We start from the raw sequence: 17,225 nt of genomic DNA, 5'->3' as shown, positions 1-17,225 counted from the left end.
GGCAAGCCGCGCTGAACCCGGGCCGCATCGGCCAGCCGGGTCGGAGTTGTTGCGTCGGCTGATCTCCTGCTTGCGCCGCGTCGCCGCGCAACGTCTTCGCTTATTCTTCTGTTTTTTCATCGCCCGGCTCCTGCAAGCCGGCATTGTCATTTTTCGCCATGAAACTGTCGCTTCGCGCAAGCTTGGCCGCCGCCGCGCTCGGCCTCGCCGTGCTGACCGGACCTCGCATCGCCGCCGCCGACGGCGACGACACCGCGCTCACGAACCTCGTCGCACTCGCGTCGCAGCGCCTCGCGCTCGCCGAGCCCGTCGCTCACTGGAAGTGGATCAACAAGAAGCCGATCTCGGATCCACCACGCGAAGCGGCGCTCCTTGCCGACGTCGAGCGACGCGCGGCGGCGAACGGCGTGGATCCCACCTACGCCCGCGCCTTTTTCGACGACCAAATCACGGCGAGCAAGCAGGTGCAGAACGCGCTCTTTGCGACCTGGCGCGCGACGCACGGTCCCGAACGCCCCGCGCCCGATCTCGCGACGAGCACGCGGCCACAGCTCGATCGGCTGACGCAATCGCTGATCGCTGCGCTCGTTCGCGTCGCGCCGCTGCGAGACGCGCCGGATTGTCCGTCGCGTCTCGCACGCAGCGTCGCGAACTGGAAAACACTGACGCGCTACGATTCCGGCCAGAAGGACGCGCTCGGCACCGCGCTGTCGCAGGTCTGCACGGCGGGCGGCGCAAGCGCCGTCGGCTGAGCGTCGGCGGGCGCCGTGCCCGCAAGCGGAATCAGCTGCAGCCCGCGCGCGAGATGCGTTTGCAGAATGCGGCGCACTGCCGGTGTGGCGTCCGCTCCGCGTTCGCTCGCTTCGCGCGCTTGAGCCGCGACCGCCGCAGCCTGCTCGATGGAAAAAGCGGCGCCGACATAGCGCCAGCGGTCGACCACGTGGAAGATGCTCGATGCACCGCGCTCCTCGAACGCGACCGGCCCGTCGAACGGCCAGTTCGCGTCGCGAACCGGGCGCGCCGCGCTTCGGTCGGGCCGCCGGTTGAACGACGGCGTGAGCGAGGCGATCCAATCCGCCTCGACCAGCAACGCGCCGAGCTCGCCGCCCGTCTCGCGCCACTCGACTCGCCGAACCAGCTGCGCCAGCCGCATTTCCTTCGACGAGCGCCGCTCGCCCGTCAGCAGCGCGCGCAGCCGCTGCCGGACCCGGACGCTGCGGCCCACGTAGAGCGGCACATCGTCGTCGCCAAACAGTGCGTAGACGCCGCAACCGGCGGGCGCGCGCTCCAGGTGCGCTTCCGTGAACTCGCCCGCAAGCCTGAAACGGCGCGTCGTGCGCTCGATTTGCTCGCGCAGCCGCTCGCCCGGTATCGCGTCGTGCAATTTCTGCCAGAACTGCCAGATGAGATCCGCGTCGGCGAGCGCCCGGTGGCGCGCCGATGGCGTGAGCGCGTGGCGCTCGATCAGCGCGTCGAGCCCGTGGCGCGGCTCGCGCGGAAAGAGCACACGCGACAGCCGCACCGTGCAGAGTACGTCGGGATTGAACGCAAAGCCCGCCCGCTCGAATTCCGCGCGCAGAAAACCGCGGTCGAAGCTCGCGTTGTGCGCCACGAAGAGCTTGCCGTCGAGTCGCTCGAATAATGCGGACGCGATGTCGGCAAACGTCGGCGCGTCGCGCACCATGTCGTCCGTGATGCCCGTCAGTTGCTGGATGAACGGCGGGATTGCCTGCAGTGGATTGACAAGCGTCGCCCAGGTCGACACGTGATCCGCGCTCACGACGACGACACCGATTTCGGTGATGCGATGCTCGACGGCCGAGCCGCCGGTGGTTTCAAGATCGACGAACGCGAGCGGCGCGTCGATTGCAGGGTGGAGCAGCGGCGAGGCGGACATGGATGGCGGGCAGACGGTGCTTCGTGTTTTGTCGGATGGACGCGGGGGGACAGCCCGCGGCGCTAGCAATCCCTATTCTACCCACCCGAAAAACCAAAACCCCCGCATAGGCGGGGGTTTGCACGGCCCTCGGTGCGTTTCAGGCGTTCAAAGCGCCTGAATATTCGCGGCTTGCTTGCCTTTCGGACCGGTTTTCACTTCGAACGAAACACGCTGATTCTCTTTAAGGGTCTTGAAGCCGTCCATCTTGATTTCGGAGAAATGGGCAAACAAATCCTCGCCGCCATTGTCCGACGTAATAAAGCCGAAGCCCTTAGCATCGTTAAACCATTTCACGATACCGGTATCCATATTCCTAGTTCCCCACTAAATAAAAATAAACACGGGCTACGCCCTTATATCGTCACACAAAGCCCCGGCACTTCCTCAACCCCCTCATTCGACGTACGGGAAGCATCGCAAGCTTGGTGGTGCTTTTATAAATGGGGGAATCCAATTCAGTCAAGAAAATTTTTGATGACCTCTTATGCGATTTGATACAAATACAACTGGAATCGGTACACTCGAAGCGAGAAATTAATTAACCGCAACAACACCTGTCATTATTACCGGGGCAGTTCGCCATTTAATTCCGCAAAAGAAAAATCTACCGCGATCAAGCGAATCGGCCTTGGCTCGGTATTTGTCCGGGTTGCGGCGAGCAAAAACCTTTGCAATGCTGACCGTCGCCTCTAAGGGCGCGGGAGACTGTCATGCTGAACGGCATCAAACGTTTCGCACATCGGCTCGGCATTGCGCGCCGCAGCAATTCGGCGGGCCGCACACCAGCGGCGTCCACAACATTCGCCAGCGAATTCGATGCGACATGGCACGGCGATCACTGGCAAAACCTGCTCGCGTCACCGCTCGATGCGCGTCACTATGTAATGGAAGACTGGGCGCAACCCACCATGCCGGTGCGAGAGGAACAAGCCGACACGCAGTCGCCCAAGCGCCGCAGGCGTTGGTACGAACAATAGACAGGCGAAAAAAAAGCGCGACCGGAAAGTCGCGCCGACAAAGGTTTGGAGATCTTTTCCGTCAACGAAAAAGTCTGCTTAGGTAAGCAGAAGCTGCAGTATAACGAGTTGACTCCCTTTCATTAGTCGTACTCCCCACAAACCTCTATTGTCGAAGCGTCAACAATCACATTCTTACGCGACGCACACCCGGTCGTCTCCCCGCACATTGTCGCTGTCGCGCAACGCTATCGCAGGTTCGGGGGCGGAAAAATATTCCCCCGATGAGGCTCGAAGCCTTGCCTCATAAGGGTTTTCGCCGATACCCCTATTATTGCCGAAAAGAAAATACATTATTTCTTAAACTGAATTCCTCGACTTTCGGCAACGCTCTTTTACACTGCGGATAGCTTGATGACGGGCGTCGGTGCACGCCCAACACATGCCCCGGCTCCATTTCTCGCAGCAGCGGCCGGGAACATCGAAGAACAGGTCAGATATCGTCATCCACCCTGTTTCGGACGGAGATAAACCCAATGAAAAAGACCCTCATCGTTGCCGCTCTCTCTGGCGTCTTCGCGACGGCCGCCCACGCGCAAAGCAGCGTGACGCTGTACGGCCTGATCGACGCCGGCATCACCTACACGAACAACCAAGGCGGCCACAGCGCGTGGTCGCAATCCACCGGCTCGGTCAACGGCAGCCGCTGGGGCCTGCGCGGCGCCGAAGATCTCGGCGGCGGCCTGAAGGCGATCTTCGTCTTGGAAAACGGCTTCGGCATCAATAACGGCACGCTGAAGCAGAATGGTCGCGAATTCGGCCGCCAGGCGTTCGTCGGCCTGTCGCACGACCAATACGGCACGCTGACGCTCGGCCGTCAATACGACAGCGTCGTCGACTACATCGGGCCGCTGTCGCTGACAGGCACGCAATTCGGCGGTACGCAGTTCGCCCATCCGTTCGACAACGACAACCTGAACAATTCGTTCCGGATCAACAACGCGGTCAAATATACAAGCGTGAACTGGGCCGGCCTGAAGTTCGGCGCGTTGTACGGCTTCTCGAACAGCGACCAGTTTACGAACAACCGGGCGTATAGCGCCGGCGTGTCGTACAGCTACGCCGGCTTCAACATCGGCGCCGGCTACCTGCAACTGAACAACAACTTCGGTCCGGCGGTTTCCAACGCGTCGGGCGCCGTCGCACTCGACAACACGTTCGTCGGCAAGCGCCAGCGCGTGTTCGGCGGCGGCCTGAACTACACGTACGGCCCGGCGACGGCCGGCTTCGTGTTCACGCAATCGCGAGTCAACCGCGCGACGGCGATCAGCGCGGGCGCATCGGGCGTTGCGGATGGCATCGCGCTCGACGGCACGTTCATGCGCTTCAACAACTATGAAGTGAACGGACGCTACGCGATCACGCCGGCCTGGACGGTCTCGGGCTCGTACACGTACACTGCGGGCTTCATCGAGAACCAACACCCGGGTTGGAACCAGTTCAACCTGCAAACGGCCTACGCGCTGTCGAAGCGCACGGACGTGTACCTGCAAGGCGTGTATCAGAAGGTCAACAGCGACGGCACGGGCCTCGGTGCTTACATCAACGGCATCGGCGGCATGTCGTCGAGCGAAAAGCAGGTCGCTGTCACGGCCGGCCTGCGTCACCGCTTCTAATCGATCGCGGTTCAGCACCAATCAAAAGCGCCTCGAATGGGGCGCTTTTTTCATGCTCTGTCGCGTAGAGCAGACGCGCTACGCAGCCGCGGTCACGCTGTCGGCACAACCTCCGCCGCCCCCGCTCGCGAACAGCGCATCGGCCGATCCGCATTCGCCGCAGACGCACGAGAAGCGAAGCGCCCTCCCTCGACTACGCTTATGCCGCGCCCGGCGCCGGATAGCGGACGTCGAGCACGTCGATCGGCTCCGGACCGACCGGCGTCAGCAGCGTGACCGTATCGCCGACGCGCGCCTTCAGCAGCGCGCGCGCAACGGGCGAGATCCAGCTTACGTGTCCGCGATCCAGATCGACCTCGTCGACGCCGACAATCGTCACCGTATGCTCAGCGCCATCCTGCGTCGCGTAATCGACGGTCGCGCCGAAGAACACCTGGTCCGCGTTCTCCTGGCGGCTCGCATCGACAACTTCGGCAAGATCGAGCCGCTTCGTCAGAAAGCGAATGCGGCGGTCGATTTCGCGCAGACGCCGCTTGCCGTAGATGTAATCGCCGTTCTCCGAGCGGTCGCCGTTCGACGCCGCCCACGACACGAGCTTCACCACCTCCGGGCGCTCCTCGTCGATCAGGTGCAGCAGCTCGTCGCGCAGGCGCTTGTGGCCCGCCGGCGTGATGTAGTTCTTCGCGCCAGGCGGGATGGCTGCCTGCGCGTGTTCGAGGTCGTCGTCGTCTCCGTCCGACTCCTTCACAAACGCTTTGTTCATGACGCAATTTCAACGGCTATCGGATGCTGTAAGGTTACACGAACAGCTTCATCCGATAAATCGCCGCGAAAGACTTCCCTTTTTAAATTTGTTTGCTATAATCTTTCTTCTGCGTGCGGCTGTAGCTCAGTTGGATAGAGTACTTGGCTACGAACCAAGGGGTCGTGGGTTCAAATCCTGCCAGCCGCGCCACTTTTTCGAGGGCTTTCTCCCGAGAGAGTCTTTTGCAGTTCAAAGTTGTACCGCTTTGCGTGCGGCTGTAGCTCAGTTGGATAGAGTACTTGGCTACGAACCAAGGGGTCGTGGGTTCAAATCCTGCCAGCCGCACCATTTATGAAGGGCCTTCCTCCGGGAAGGCCTTTTGTTTTTGTACGCGCGCGGTGCGCTGCCGCGTCACCAGCCCGCTACGGAGCCGGCATATGCCGCCCGCTCACCTCCCCCCCCCAACCGCGCACTTGATCCGGTCGTCCGCACTGCGCCACAGTTCGTAGCCCAGGAACTTACGACCGGTCGCCTGAGCAACCGCCGTCTTGGCCTCATTGACCCGCAGGTGGAGTCGGTCGTAGAGCCTGCGCAAACCGTCCAGCACCCGTTCGCCCGCGCTGCGACTACGCACATACACATTGCAGTCGTCGGCGTAGCGCACGAAGCGGCGGCCTCGCTTCTCCAGTTCCCGGTCCACCTCGTCCAACAGCACATTGGCCAGCAGCGGCGATAGTGGCCCGCCTTGCGGCGTACCTTCGTGACGCTCCATGACCACCCCGCCATCCATGATCCTGGCTACAAGGTAGTGACGAACAAGCCGTAACACGGCCTTGTCGTCGATCCGACTCGACAGCCTTTCCATCAGAATGTCGTGATTGACCCGATCAAAGAACTTCTCCAGATCCACATCAACCACCACCCGCTAGCCGCCGCACGTGCCGCTGTGCCATCAGCACCGCGTCACGCGCCCGGCGTCCCGGGCGGAAGCCGTAGCTGTGAACGTCGGATCTCCTCACAACCGCCGGATTTACGCCGCCGACCCTTGACCACGAGCGCTTTACAGTTCATTGCCTGCTCGCCCTGATCGGCACCGCCTTCTATCCGGTTCTTGTCCATCGGCTCGCGGTTTCGCTCCACGCTTGGTCACCCGCACGCAGTTGCGCTTCGCTTCATTCGCTGTGGTCAACTCATGGTGGGACTTGCACCCACAAGATTGCGCCCATGCTGGGCGCACAATGAAAATGGCGGCCCAAGGCCGCCGTCGACGACACGCCGCACTCGCCTCTCGGGCACGGTTCGCGCTAGTAGTCCTGCCGTTCGCGATCGATCCGCATTCCGCCGTCGTGCCGCGCATGCACGACGTCGTCGTTCGAACGCTCACGCATGATCCGCATCACGTCCGGATTCGTGCGCACGCGGCGCATCACGTTCGCGAGGTGCACGCGGTCGCTCACCTGGATCACGAAGCGCAGCACCGTCGATTCGTGCGTCAGATCCTCGTCCATCGCGATATGGACGATGTTCGCGTCGGCCGACGTGATGTCGGCCGCGACGCGCGCGAAGATCCCCTTCGCGTTCTTCACGAGCGCCTTCACCGCGACGTCGAACAGACGTCCCGGCTGCGGCGCCCACGCGACGTCGATCCAGCGGCCCGGATCGCGCCGGTGGATCCGCTGCGCGACACGGCACGCGGTCGTATGGATCGCCATCCCGAGCCCGATGCCGATGTAGCCCATGATGTCGTCGCCCGGAATCGGCCGGCAGCACGCCGACAGCTGCACCGACATTCCTTCCGTGCCGGTGATGACGACGGGCGGCGCATGGTTCGCCGCATGACGTTCGGCGCGCGGCAGATCGTCGTCGGCGTCGCGCCCGCTCATCAGCACTTCGATGCGCTTCGCCATCACGGCGGCCACGCGGCGACCGAGGCCGATGTCCGCGAAGATTTCCTGACGGCTCTTGTTGCCCGTCCACTGGACGAGCTTTTCCCATGCCTCGGGCGTGACGTCGGCAAGCGCGAGCCCGTAGCCCTTGAGGCTCTGGTCGACGAGCCGCTCGCCCAGTTGCACCGATTCGTTCAGGCGCATCGTCTTCAGGTAATGCCGGATCGCCGAGCGCGCCTTGCCGGTGCGCACGAAACCGAGCCACGCGGGATTCGGCTTCGAGTACGGCGCAGTGATCACCTCGACGATGTCGCCGCTCTTCAGCTCGGTGCGCAGCGGCAGCAGCTCGTTGTTGATCTTCACGGCAACGCACTGGTTGCCGAGATCGCTGTGGATCGAATACGCGAAGTCGAGCGCGGTGGCGCCGCGCGGCAGCGCCATGATCTTCGACTTCGGCGTGAACACGTAGACCGCATCCGGAAACAGATCGATCTTCACGTGCTCGAGGAATTCGCTCGAATCGCCCGCCTCGCTCTGGATGTCGAGCAGCGACTTCAGCCACTGGTGCGCGCGCTTCTGCACATCATTCAGATCCGCGCCGCCGTTCTTGTAGAGCCAGTGCGCGGCGACGCCGGCTTCCGCGATCTCGTGCATCTTGCGCGTGCGCACCTGGAACTCGATCGGCGCGCCGAACGGGCCGACGAGCGTCGTGTGCAGCGACTGATAGCCGTTGACCTTCGGGATCGCGATGTAATCCTTGAATTTGCCCGGCACGGGCTTGTAGAGCGCGTGCAGCACGCCGATGCACGTGTAGCAGTCGAGCGGATGCTCGACGACGATCCGGAAACCGTACACGTCGAGCACCTGAGAGAACGACAACTGCTTGTCGCGCATCTTCTTGTAGATGCTGTAGATCGTCTTCTCGCGGCCGGTGATCTCGGCGCCGATCTTCGCATCCGCCATCGCGCGCTGCACCGACTCGAGGATCTTGCCGATCACTTCCCGACGGTTGCCGCGCGCGGCCTTCACCGCCTTCTCGAGCGTCGCGTAACGATTCGGATTGAAGTTCGCGAAGCTCATGTCCTGCAGCTCGCGATACGTATTGTTCAGGCCGAGGCGGTGCGCGATCGGCGCATAGATGTCGAGCGTCTCGCGCGCGACGCGGCGGCGCTTTTCCACCGGCACCGCGCCTAGCGTGCGCATGTTGTGCAGGCGGTCGGCAAGCTTCACGAGGATCACGCGCACGTCGCGCGCCATCGCGAGCAGCATCTTGCGGAAGTTCTCCGCCTGCGCTTCCTCGCGGCTCCTGAACTCCATCTTGTCGAGCTTCGACAGACCGTCGACGAGCTCGGCGACCTTCGGGCCGAAGCGCTCGGCGAGCTCGCTCTTCGTCACGCCCTGGTCTTCCATCACGTCGTGCAAAAGCGCCGCCATGATCGCCTGGGCGTCGAGCTTCCAACCGGCGCAGATTTCCGCGACGGCGACGGGATGGGTGATGTAAGGTTCGCCGCTCTGGCGATATTGACCGAGGTGAGCTTCGTCGCCGAAGTGGAACGCCGCCTTGACCTCCTTGATTTCCTCGGGACTGAGGTAGTCGGCAAGCGCGGCGGTCAGTTTCGCGATGGAGACGACGCCGTGCTTGCGCGGCTGTTCCGGCGTTGCGGTCGGCCCGAACAGATGGCGAAACGACTGTTCGAGGACCGCGTCGATGTATTGACGCGCGGGCGACGGTGCGGTGGCCTCGGCGTGGCCGGCCTCCGAGGAGGCGGACGATGGTGTGGTGCTCATTTTCGCCTCCTTGGTTCGCACGTCGGTTGCGCGGGGACTACATGGCTGAAGAAATCCGAGTGTGCCTTAAACCGGCACTTTCTTCAGCATTTCGACACCGACCTGGCCGGCCGCGATCTCGCGCAGCGCGACGACCGTCGGCTTGTCGCGGCTTTCGATCTTCGGCGTATGGCCTTGCGCGAGCTGCCGCGCGCGATAAGTGGCGGCGAGCGCCAGTTCGAAGCGGTTCGGAATCTGCTTCAGGCAGTCTTCAACGGTAATGCGAGCCATGTTGGGTCGTTCCTTCTGAATATGTTGCTTATTCTACCTTATGTGCTTCGTGCGCCGCCGTCACTCGGCATGCGGCAGATGAATGCCGAGCTCGATGAAAAGTTCGGCGTGCCGCGCATATTGCGACGTGAAGCGCAGGCGCGTTGCGGCGACGATGCATTCGAGCTCGGCGAGCGCATGCTCGAAGGTTTCGTTGATGACGACGTACTCCGCTTCCGCCGCATGCGCGATCTCGCTGCCCGCGGCGAGCAGGCGCCGCGTGATCACGTTCGGCTCGTCCTTTCCGCGCTTCTTCAGGCGCTCCTCGAGCGCGACGAGCGACGGCGGCAGGATGAAGATGCCGACCGCGTTGCGGAACTGCTTTTTCACCTGCTGCGCGCCCTGCCAGTCGATTTCGAGCAGCACGTCGTGGCCGTTCTTCATCTGCTCTTCGATCCAGACGCGGGACGTGCCGTAGTAGTTGCCGTGCACTTCGGCGCTCTCGAGAAACTCGTGACGCGCGTGACGCTCGCGGAAATCGTCGACCGTCGTGAAGTGATAGTGCTCGCCGTCCTGCTCGCCCGGACGCGGCTTGCGCGTCGTGTACGAAATGGATAAGCAGATCTCCGAATCTTTCGACAAGAGCGCGTTGACGAGCGTCGACTTGCCCGCCCCCGACGGCGCGACGACCATGAAGAGATTGCCCGGATAGACGCCGGCGTGCAGCGTGTGCGCTGCCGCGCCGTCGCGGTTCGAATCAGTCATGTTGCGCTACTCCAGATTTTGCACTTGCTCGCGCATCTGCTCGATCAGCAGCTTGAGCGCCATCGACGCGTCGGCGAGCTCCTTCGCCGCCGCCTTCGAGCCGAGCGTGTTCGCCTCACGGTTCAGCTCCTGCATCATGAAGTCGAGACGCTTGCCGACGCGGCCGCCCTTCTCGATCACGTGGCGCGTCTCGTTCAGATGCGCGGTAAGGCGCGACAGCTCCTCGGCGATGTCGATGCGGATGCCGTACATCGTCACTTCCTGACGGATTCGCTCGGCTGCCTCCTCGCGCGATGCGATGGGCGCGCTGCCTTCCGGCGTGGCGATGCCGAGCGCTTCCTGCAGCCGCTCGACGATCTTCTGCTGATGTTTCTCGATCAGCTCCGGCACGAGCGGCATGATGCGCGCGACGATCGCCTCCATCTCGGCGACGTTCGCGAGCAACATCGTCGCGAGCTGCGCGCCCTCGCGCGAGCGCACGACGACGAGCTCGCCGATCGCTTCCTTGCCGCACGCGAGCACCGCGTCGCGCAGCGCGTCGGCCGACACGCCGCTCTCGGCGAGCACGCCGGGCCAGCGGAGGATCTCGCCCGCACGCATGCGGCCGACGCCTGGAAACGCGTCGAGCACGGCGCGCTCGAGCTCGGCAAGCTGGTTGAGCGCCGCCTGGTTCAGCGCGCCCGCGTTCACGTTCTGGTCGCCGCGCTGCAGGTTGATGCGCACGTCGACCTTGCCGCGCGACAGCTTGTTCATCAGCATCTCGCGCAGCGCCGGCTCGCACGCGCGCACGTCGTCCGGCATCCGGAAATTCAGGTCCAGGAACCGCGAATTCACGGTCCGCAATTCGACCGATACGCTCGTGCCGCCGTTGCCGGAGGCCGTCGCGAGATCGCGCGTCGCGCTCGCATAGCCCGTCATGCTGTAGATCATCGTTCGTCCCGTCGTTTGATGGCCCAGCGGGCCAGGAGGATTCGAGACGCCCGGCGCTTACGAGGCGCGGGGCGCGAAACGGTCATTATCCCATTTTTGCGGGCCGGACCCGCCGGACCGACGCGCCGTGCGCGCGGTAAAATCCTGATTTCCCCTCAAGCACATTGCTCCCGATGACGAATTCCTCCCCACGCCCGAGCGGCCGGCGCGCCGACCAACTGCGCGACGTGCGCATCACGCGCCGCTACACGAAGCATGCCGAAGGCTCGGTGCTCGTCGAATTCGGCGACACGAAGGTGATCTGCACGGCGAGCGTCGCCGAGCGCGTGCCCGAGTTCCTGCGCGACCGCGGCCAGGGCTGGCTCACCGCCGAATACGGGATGCTGCCGCGCGCAACGCACACGCGCAGCGACCGCGAGGCGGCGCGCGGCAAGCAGACGGGCCGCACGCAGGAAATTCAGCGACTGATCGGCCGCGCGCTGCGTGCGGTATTCGATCTCGACGCGCTCGGCCCGCGCACGCTGCACCTCGACTGCGACGTGATCCAGGCCGACGGCGGCACGCGCACGGCGAGCATCACGGGCGCGTTCGTCGCCGCGCACGATGCCGTGACGAAGCTCGTCGCGGCAGGCAAGATCGCGCGCTCGCCGATCACCGACTACGTCGCGGCGATCTCGGTCGGCGTGTTCGGCGGAGCGCCGGTGCTCGATCTCGACTACGACGAAGACTCCGCTTGCGACACCGACATGAACGTCGTGATGACGGGCTCGGGCGGTTTCGTCGAGGTACAGGGCACCGCGGAAGGCGTGCCGTTCTCGCGCGCCGAGATGAACGCGCTCCTCGACCTCGCGCAAGCCGGCATCGGCGAGCTCGTGCGTCTGCAGCGCGCGGCGCTGGAGGCCTGAGATGTCGCATGCATCGACCGACGCCGCGCGCTCGCGTATCGTCCTCGCCTCGAACAATCCGGGCAAGCTGCGCGAGTTCGCCGCCCTCTTCTCGACGGCCGGCATCGACGTCGTGCCGCAGGGCGAACTCGGCGTGCCCGAAGCGGACGAGCCGCACGTGACGTTCGTCGAGAACGCGCTCGCGAAGGCGCGCCATGCGTCGCGCGCGACGGGTCTGCCCGCCGTCGCCGACGATTCGGGCCTGTGCGTGGCCGCGCTGCGCGGCGCGCCGGGCGTCTATTCGGCGCGCTACGCGCAGCGCGCCGGCCGCGAAAAGAGCGACGCGGCGAACAATGCGTATCTCGTCGAACAATTGCGCGACGTCGCAGACCGGCGCGCGTACTACTGCTGCGTGCTCGCGCTCGTGCGCCACGCGGACGATCCGGAGCCGATCATCGCCGAAGGCCGCTGGGCGGGCGAGATCGTCGACGCGCCGCGCGGCGCGCACGGCTTCGGCTACGATCCGCACTTCCTCGTGTCGGCGCTCGGCGCGACCGCAGCCGAGCTCGATCCGGCCGCGAAGAACGCGGTGAGCCATCGCGCGCTCGCGCTGAAGTCGCTCGTCGCGCGGCTGGGAGAGATTCGATGAGCGACGCCGCCAACGGCGCGCGCGTCGTCGCGACGTTCGCCGCGCCCGGCAAGATCCGGCTCGCGTCGCTGCCGCCGCTCGCGCTGTATGTGCACTTCCCGTGGTGCGTGCGCAAGTGCCCGTATTGCGACTTCAACTCGCACGAATGGAAGGACGGCGGCGCGCTGCCCGAGCACGGCTATCTCGACGCGCTGCGCGCCGACCTCGAGCAGGCGCTGCCGCTCGTCTGGGGGCGCCAGGTGCATACGGTGTTCATCGGCGGCGGTACGCCGAGCCTGCTGTCGGCGGCGGGCCTCGACCGGCTGCTGTCCGACGTGCGCGCGCTCCTGCCGCTCGATGCGGACGCCGAGATCACGCTCGAAGCGAATCCCGGCACGTTCGAGGCGGCGAAGTTCGCGCAATTCCGCGCGAGCGGCGTAAACCGCCTGTCGATCGGCATCCAGAGCTTCAACGAGGCTCATCTGAAGGCGCTCGGCCGGATCCACGACGCCGCGCAGGCGCGCGCCGCGGTCGAAATCGCCGCACGCACGTTCGACAACTTCAATCTCGACCTGATGTTCGCGCTGCCGAACCAGACGCTCGACGAATGCCGCACGGATCTCGAGACCGCGCTGTCGTTCGCGCCGCCGCATCTGTCGCTCTATCACCTGACGCTCGAGCCGAACACGTACTTCGCGAAATTCCCGCCCGTCGTGCCGGACGACGATGCATCGGCCGACATGCAGGACTGGCTGCACGAGCGCACCGCGCAGGCGGGCTACGAGCGCTATGAGGTGTCCGCCTACGCGAAGCCGCATCGGCAGTGCAAGCACAACCTGAACTACTGGCGCTTCGGCGACTATCTCGGGATCGGCGCGGGCGCGCACACGAAACTGTCGTTTCCGAACCGGATCCTGCGCCAGGCGCGCTACAAGCATCCTGCGACGTTCATCGAGCAGGCAAAAGCGGGCGCGGCCGTGCAGGAGGAGCGCGAGGTCGGGCCGCGCGATCTGCCGTTCGAGTTCATGCTGAACGCGCTGCGGCTCGTCGAAGGCGTGCCCACGCACAGCTTCGCGGAGCGCACCGGCCTGTCGCTCGCCGCGATCGGGCCCGCGCTCGCGGAAGCCGAGCGGCGCAGCCTCATCGTGCACGATCACACGCGCATCGCGCCGACGCCGCTCGGCCAACGCTTCCTCAACGATCTCCAGGCGCTCTTCTTGCGCGACGAATGATCGGCGGATAACCGACGAGCGAGCGGCCGCGCGGCGGCGCGAATCGGCCGGGTTGCCGCGATCGATTCGCGCGTCATTTCGGTTACAATGCACTGCCTTGGAAGCGTGGCCGAGTGGTTTAAGGCACTGGTCTTGAAAACCAGCGACGGGCAACCGTCCGTGAGTTCGAATCTCACCGCTTCCGCCAGGACACGCTTTCCCCGCCTCTCAAGAAATGCCGCAAAGCCAAGCCAGACAAGGGTTTGCTGGCCATCCAAGCTTTCGTGAGCGTCCAAGAAAAGTCGTAAAATTCCAAATTTTGCCGGGTACTTTTCCGGGTACTTTTTGGACCTATAACGACAATGCCTGAGAGCCTCTTACGTCACCTGCAATGCCGCGCGGCCAAGCCGCGCGAACGCGTCTATCGCCTTAGCGATGGCGGCGGTCTCGCATTGCTCGTCAAGCCCAACGGATTGAAGTACTGGCAGTTCCGGTACATGAAGCCGGACGGCCGCGAAGGCTTGATACAGATCGGCCCGTACCCACGCGTCACGCTAGAGGCCGCAAGAGCGGAGCGGCACGGAACGAGCATCGCGCGGCCGTGCAGGGCGGCAACGATCCTGCGATGCTGCGCAAGCAGGAGAAGGCCCGCCGCAAGATCGACGCAGCCCGCGCGCTTCAAGCAGTACGCCACGGCGTTTATCGAGGCACGCAGTGCGGATGGGTGAATCCGAAGCACATGCAACAGTGGACGGAACACCCTCGCGACCTACGCCTATTCCATCATCGGCGCATTGCGCCCGGCCGACATCCACACGGACCTCGTGCGTCGAGTGCTTGAGGCCGATCTGGCTAACGAAAAACGAGACCGCATCGCGCCTGCGCAGCCGAATCGAGAACGTACTGGATTGGGCAAAATGCGTGGCCTGCGCGACGGCGAGAAGCCACCCTCAAGAGCCTGCACGACAAGAAACGATCGGGATGCACCGCCCCCCAGAAGCCGCCCATCATCCACAACGCGCAGCTACTGCACCCCGACCAACCGGTATCCCTCGCCAGCTTCCGTCAAGATGTGCTCCGGTTGCCCTGGGTCACGCTCCAGCTTCTGACGTAAATGCCCGACATAAACGCGCAGATAATGCTGGCCTTGCGTATGCGACGGTCCCCATATCTCCGTCAGCAACTGGTCATACGTCAACAGTCGTCCGGCATGTTGCGCGAGCAATGCGATCAGTCGATATTCCGTACGGCTCAAATGGACAGTTCCGCCCTCGCGCATCACTCTCCGCTCGCCGAGATCGATCGTGACGCATCCGAAACGCACGATACCCTCCCAATGGCGCGGATTGCTAGCCAGCCGCCTCAGGCGCGCCTGGATTCGTGCGACCAATTCTGGTAACCCGAACGGTTTCGTCAGATAATCGTCCGCTCCTGCATTCAGCGCGGCGACCTTGTCGGATTCCCGATCCCGCGACGACAAAACGATCAACGGTACACGCGACGAGCAGCGGATCTCCCTGATCAGATCCACGCCATCGATGTCCGGCAAATTGATGTCGACGATGAGGAGATCCGGATGTCGCCGCGCAATCTCATCCAATCCCCGCGCGTCCGTGCCGGCATCGAAGACAGCCAAGCCCTCTCGCGCGAGCGCCGTGCTTACAAAATGTCGAATGCACGTCTCGTCATCGATCAGCACGACAGTAACGGCCGGTTCGATCATGGCCGACCTTGCCGATGGGTTCGAATCGATCGTCCGTGCCTTGCAGCAGACGAAAATGCCATCTCGTTGCCTCCTCCCTCGGCTCACGCTCGGCAAACGCCGTTTTGTCGAGCCAGCCACCGCCGACTTCGGCTCACATAGCCGCCGCCGGCCTACAATGAACCGGCTTCCGAAACGCGCCGCTCACCGGGAGACAGATCGCAGGACAATCACGCAATCGCGGTACCTCTCCATTGGCATCCGCCGAATCGTTCTCGGCTGCCCCCATCGGTCGTCAGCGCATCGGCTGCACTGCGTCGAGTGCCAGGTTCAGCCTCAGCACGTTGACGCGCGGCTCGCCCAGTACGCCAAGTTGGCGTCCGCTCGTGTTGTCGGCAATCAGGCGACTGACGTGATCGACCGACAAGCCTCGCGCCTTCGCCACCCGCTCCGCCTGATAGGCCGCTGCGGCTGGCGTGATGTCCGGATCGAGCCCGCTGCCCGACGACGTGACGAGATCCACGGGTATAGGCTTCGACACGTCCGTTCCTGCGGCCTTGAGCGCATCGATCCGACCTTTCACCTCGTCGGCAAGCGCCGGATTCGTCGGCCCCAGGTTCGAACCGCTCGAGCTCTGCGCGTTGTACGGATTCGGCGTGGTCGCCGACAGACGTCCCCAGAAATACTGCGGCGCGTCGAATTGCTGACCGATGACGGCGGAGCCGACCGCCTTTCCGTCTCGCTTTAGCAGACTCCCGTTCGCCTGCCACGGAAACACGACTTGCCCGATTCCGGTCACGACGAGCGGATACAAACCACCCGTGATCACCGTCAGAGCGGCGAATAGTACGAGCACCTGTCGAATCAGCGTCCTCACGATATCGGTCTCCCGTTATGCCCAACCGAGCGCGCTCAGGATGACGTCGATCAGCTTGATGAACGGAAACGGCAGGAGAATGCCTCCGAGTCCGTAAATCAGCAGATTGCGACGCAGCAGTGCCGATGCGCCAAGCGGACGATACTTCACCCCCTTGAGCGCGAGCGGTATCAGCGCGACGATGATGAGCGCATTGAAGATCACTGCAGACAGAATCGCCGACGACGGCGACGTCAAGCGCATGACGTCGAGCACCCTCAGTTGCGGATACGTGGTCGCGAACGCGGCTGGGATGATCGCGAAGTATTTCGCGACGTCGTTCGCGATCGAGAACGTCGTCAGCGACCCGCGCGTCATCAGCATCTGCTTGCCGATCTCGACGACTTCAATGAGCTTCGTCGGATTCGAATCGAGATCGACCATATTGCCGGCTTCCTTCGCGGCCTGTGTGCCCGTGTTCATCGCGACCGCGACGTCGGCCTGCGCGAGCGCCGGCGCGTCGTTCGTACCGTCGCCCGTCATCGCGACGAGCCGCCCTTCCGCCTGATGCGCACGGATCGTCGTCAGCTTCGTTTCCGGCGTCGCTTCGGACAGGAAATCGTCGACACCGGCTTCCGCAGCGATCGCCGCAGCCGTCAGCCGGTTGTCGCCCGTCACCATGATGGTCTTGATGCCCATCTTGCGCAGCTCGGCGAAGCGCTCCTTAATGGCGCCCTTCACGATGTCTTTCAGCTCGATCGTGCCGAGCACGCGCGAGATGCCGTCGCGCAACTCGGCGACGACGAGCGGCGTGCTGCCACGGCGTGCGATTTCGTTGACGATGCTGTCGACTTCAGCGGGCACGCTGCCATTGCGCGCCTCCATATAGCGCTTGATCGCGTCGGCTGCGCCCTTGCGGATTTCGCGGCCCGGCAGATCGACGCCGCTCATCCGCGTCTGCGCGGAGAACGACAGGAACACCGCATGCAGCGCGGCCATGTCGCGCTGGC

At 64.0% G+C, this 17,225-nt stretch carries 17 protein-coding genes, 3 tRNA genes and 2 pseudogenes; 11 read left to right on the top strand and 11 right to left on the bottom strand.

The annotated features are described in order from the left end of the window. The first annotated feature begins 158 nt into the window (after positions 1–158). On the top strand, positions 159–752 hold the full coding sequence (locus WS69_RS07770; protein ID WP_059470218.1) for a chorismate mutase: 594 nt from the start codon (positions 159–161) through the stop codon (positions 750–752). On the opposite strand, the gene WS69_RS07765 is transcribed toward WS69_RS07770, so the two are convergent. Then, complete coding sequence (locus tag WS69_RS07765) at positions 671–1,897, bottom strand: exonuclease domain-containing protein (RefSeq protein WP_059470217.1); 1,227 nt, start codon at positions 1,895–1,897, stop codon at positions 671–673. The genes WS69_RS07770 and WS69_RS07765 overlap by 82 nt on opposite strands. Positions 1,898–2,044: 147 nt before the next feature. Next, positions 2,045–2,248, bottom strand: a complete 204-nt coding sequence (locus WS69_RS07760; RefSeq protein WP_010105623.1) for a cold-shock protein — start codon at positions 2,246–2,248, stop codon at positions 2,045–2,047. Positions 2,249–2,649: 401 nt separating this feature from the next. Here WS69_RS07760 and WS69_RS30460 point away from each other — a divergent pair, with 401 nt between their 5' ends. Together WS69_RS30460 and WS69_RS07755 are read left to right on the top strand one after the other, a co-directional pair. Next, positions 2,650–2,916: a hypothetical protein gene (locus tag WS69_RS30460; protein WP_082716034.1), complete on the top strand. Its 267-nt coding sequence runs from the start codon at positions 2,650–2,652 to the stop codon at positions 2,914–2,916. Positions 2,917–3,431: 515 nt separating this feature from the next. Further along, positions 3,432–4,571: a porin gene (locus WS69_RS07755; RefSeq protein ID WP_059470216.1), complete on the top strand. Its 1,140-nt coding sequence runs from the start codon at positions 3,432–3,434 to the stop codon at positions 4,569–4,571. 199 nt (positions 4,572–4,770) lie between these two features. Here WS69_RS07755 and greB read toward each other — a convergent pair whose 3' ends face one another. Continuing rightward, positions 4,771–5,334: a transcription elongation factor GreB gene (gene greB, locus WS69_RS07750; protein WP_059470215.1), complete on the bottom strand. Its 564-nt coding sequence runs from the start codon at positions 5,332–5,334 to the stop codon at positions 4,771–4,773. A gap of 115 nt (positions 5,335–5,449) precedes the next feature. Here greB and WS69_RS07745 point away from each other — a divergent pair. Further along, positions 5,450–5,526: transfer RNA gene (locus WS69_RS07745), tRNA-Arg, on the top strand. Between the two features lie 61 nt (positions 5,527–5,587). Then, positions 5,588–5,664 (top strand) — tRNA-Arg (locus WS69_RS07740). Positions 5,665–5,788: 124 nt separating this feature from the next. On the opposite strand, the pseudogene WS69_RS07735 reads toward WS69_RS07740, so the two are convergent. The 5 genes and pseudogenes from WS69_RS07735 to WS69_RS07715 form a co-directional block, all read right to left on the bottom strand. Continuing rightward, positions 5,789–6,317, bottom strand: a pseudogene (locus WS69_RS07735) (reverse transcriptase domain-containing protein); the annotation flags it as partial. Between the two features lie 303 nt (positions 6,318–6,620). After that, positions 6,621–8,990, bottom strand: a complete 2,370-nt coding sequence (locus WS69_RS07730; RefSeq protein WP_059470214.1) for a RelA/SpoT family protein — start codon at positions 8,988–8,990, stop codon at positions 6,621–6,623. Positions 8,991–9,056: 66 nt separating this feature from the next. Continuing rightward, on the bottom strand, positions 9,057–9,260 hold the full coding sequence (rpoZ, locus tag WS69_RS07725) for a DNA-directed RNA polymerase subunit omega (protein WP_006025620.1): 204 nt from the start codon (positions 9,258–9,260) through the stop codon (positions 9,057–9,059). 60 nt (positions 9,261–9,320) lie between these two features. Continuing rightward, positions 9,321–10,004, bottom strand: a complete 684-nt coding sequence (gene gmk / locus WS69_RS07720; protein ID WP_059470213.1) for a guanylate kinase — start codon at positions 10,002–10,004, stop codon at positions 9,321–9,323. 6 nt (positions 10,005–10,010) lie between these two features. Next, positions 10,011–10,934, bottom strand: coding sequence for a YicC/YloC family endoribonuclease (locus WS69_RS07715; protein WP_059470212.1), 924 nt, complete (start codon positions 10,932–10,934; stop codon positions 10,011–10,013). Between the two features lie 173 nt (positions 10,935–11,107). Here WS69_RS07715 and rph point away from each other — a divergent pair, with 173 nt between their 5' ends. The 6 genes and pseudogenes from rph to WS69_RS35630 form a co-directional block, all read left to right on the top strand. Further along, the gene (rph, locus tag WS69_RS07710; RefSeq protein ID WP_059470211.1) at positions 11,108–11,839 is read left to right on the top strand and encodes a ribonuclease PH; all 732 of its coding nucleotides are present in this window, start codon (positions 11,108–11,110) and stop codon (positions 11,837–11,839) included. A 1-nt stretch (position 11,840) separates the two neighbouring features. Then, complete coding sequence (rdgB, locus tag WS69_RS07705) at positions 11,841–12,467, top strand: RdgB/HAM1 family non-canonical purine NTP pyrophosphatase (protein WP_059470210.1); 627 nt, start codon at positions 11,841–11,843, stop codon at positions 12,465–12,467. After that, a complete protein-coding gene (hemW, locus tag WS69_RS07700) occupies positions 12,464–13,678 on the top strand; it encodes a radical SAM family heme chaperone HemW (RefSeq protein WP_059470209.1) in 1,215 nt (404 codons plus the stop codon). Before rdgB ends, hemW begins: the two co-directional genes overlap by 4 nt. Before the next feature lie 99 nt (positions 13,679–13,777). Then, a tRNA-Ser gene (locus WS69_RS07695) sits at positions 13,778–13,865 on the top strand. Positions 13,866–14,019: 154 nt separating this feature from the next. After that, complete coding sequence (locus tag WS69_RS34585) at positions 14,020–14,385, top strand: Arm DNA-binding domain-containing protein (protein ID WP_226382759.1); 366 nt, start codon at positions 14,020–14,022, stop codon at positions 14,383–14,385. 11 nt (positions 14,386–14,396) lie between these two features. Further along, a pseudogene (locus tag WS69_RS35630) lies at positions 14,397–14,548 on the top strand (phage integrase central domain-containing protein); the annotation flags it as partial. Between the two features lie 133 nt (positions 14,549–14,681). Here the strand turns inward: WS69_RS35630 and WS69_RS07685 are convergent. From WS69_RS07685 to kdpB, 3 genes are all read right to left on the bottom strand, one after another. Next, positions 14,682–15,380, bottom strand: coding sequence for a response regulator (locus WS69_RS07685; protein ID WP_059470208.1), 699 nt, complete (start codon positions 15,378–15,380; stop codon positions 14,682–14,684). A 274-nt stretch (positions 15,381–15,654) separates the two neighbouring features. Beyond that, positions 15,655–16,236 carry a potassium-transporting ATPase subunit KdpC gene (kdpC, locus tag WS69_RS07680; protein ID WP_059470207.1) on the bottom strand — a complete coding sequence of 194 codons (582 nt, stop codon included), beginning with the start codon at positions 16,234–16,236 and terminating at the stop codon, positions 15,655–15,657. Between the two features lie 15 nt (positions 16,237–16,251). Next, a partial coding sequence (gene kdpB / locus WS69_RS07675) for a potassium-transporting ATPase subunit KdpB (protein ID WP_082716033.1) occupies positions 16,252–17,225 on the bottom strand: 974 nt, incomplete at its 5' end.

This window comes from Burkholderia sp. BDU5 (assembly GCF_001522845.1).
Taxonomy (GTDB): Bacteria; Pseudomonadota; Gammaproteobacteria; order Burkholderiales; family Burkholderiaceae; genus Burkholderia; species Burkholderia mayonis.
The sequence above is the reverse complement of the archived record's forward strand: the minus strand, read 5'-3'. Positions and strand labels throughout refer to the sequence as shown.

Coding starts and splice junctions, on each gene's coding strand:
- WS69_RS07770 (WP_059470218.1), top strand. CDS start 159: ATGAAACTGTCGCTTCGCGCAAGCTTGGCCGCCGCCGCGCTCGGCCTC.
- WS69_RS07765 (WP_059470217.1), bottom strand. CDS start 1,897: ATGTCCGCCTCGCCGCTGCTCCACCCTGCAATCGACGCGCCGCTCGCG.
- WS69_RS07760 (WP_010105623.1), bottom strand. CDS start 2,248: ATGGATACCGGTATCGTGAAATGGTTTAACGATGCTAAGGGCTTCGGC.
- WS69_RS30460 (WP_082716034.1), top strand. CDS start 2,650: ATGCTGAACGGCATCAAACGTTTCGCACATCGGCTCGGCATTGCGCGC.
- WS69_RS07755 (WP_059470216.1), top strand. CDS start 3,432: ATGAAAAAGACCCTCATCGTTGCCGCTCTCTCTGGCGTCTTCGCGACG.
- greB (WP_059470215.1), bottom strand. CDS start 5,334: ATGAACAAAGCGTTTGTGAAGGAGTCGGACGGAGACGACGACGACCTC.
- WS69_RS07730 (WP_059470214.1), bottom strand. CDS start 8,990: ATGAGCACCACACCATCGTCCGCCTCCTCGGAGGCCGGCCACGCCGAG.
- rpoZ (WP_006025620.1), bottom strand. CDS start 9,260: ATGGCTCGCATTACCGTTGAAGACTGCCTGAAGCAGATTCCGAACCGC.
- gmk (WP_059470213.1), bottom strand. CDS start 10,004: ATGACTGATTCGAACCGCGACGGCGCGGCAGCGCACACGCTGCACGCC.
- WS69_RS07715 (WP_059470212.1), bottom strand. CDS start 10,934: ATGATCTACAGCATGACGGGCTATGCGAGCGCGACGCGCGATCTCGCG.
- rph (WP_059470211.1), top strand. CDS start 11,108: ATGACGAATTCCTCCCCACGCCCGAGCGGCCGGCGCGCCGACCAACTG.
- rdgB (WP_059470210.1), top strand. CDS start 11,841: ATGTCGCATGCATCGACCGACGCCGCGCGCTCGCGTATCGTCCTCGCC.
- hemW (WP_059470209.1), top strand. CDS start 12,464: ATGAGCGACGCCGCCAACGGCGCGCGCGTCGTCGCGACGTTCGCCGCG.
- WS69_RS34585 (WP_226382759.1), top strand. CDS start 14,020: ATGCCTGAGAGCCTCTTACGTCACCTGCAATGCCGCGCGGCCAAGCCG.
- WS69_RS07685 (WP_059470208.1), bottom strand. CDS start 15,380: ATGATCGAACCGGCCGTTACTGTCGTGCTGATCGATGACGAGACGTGC.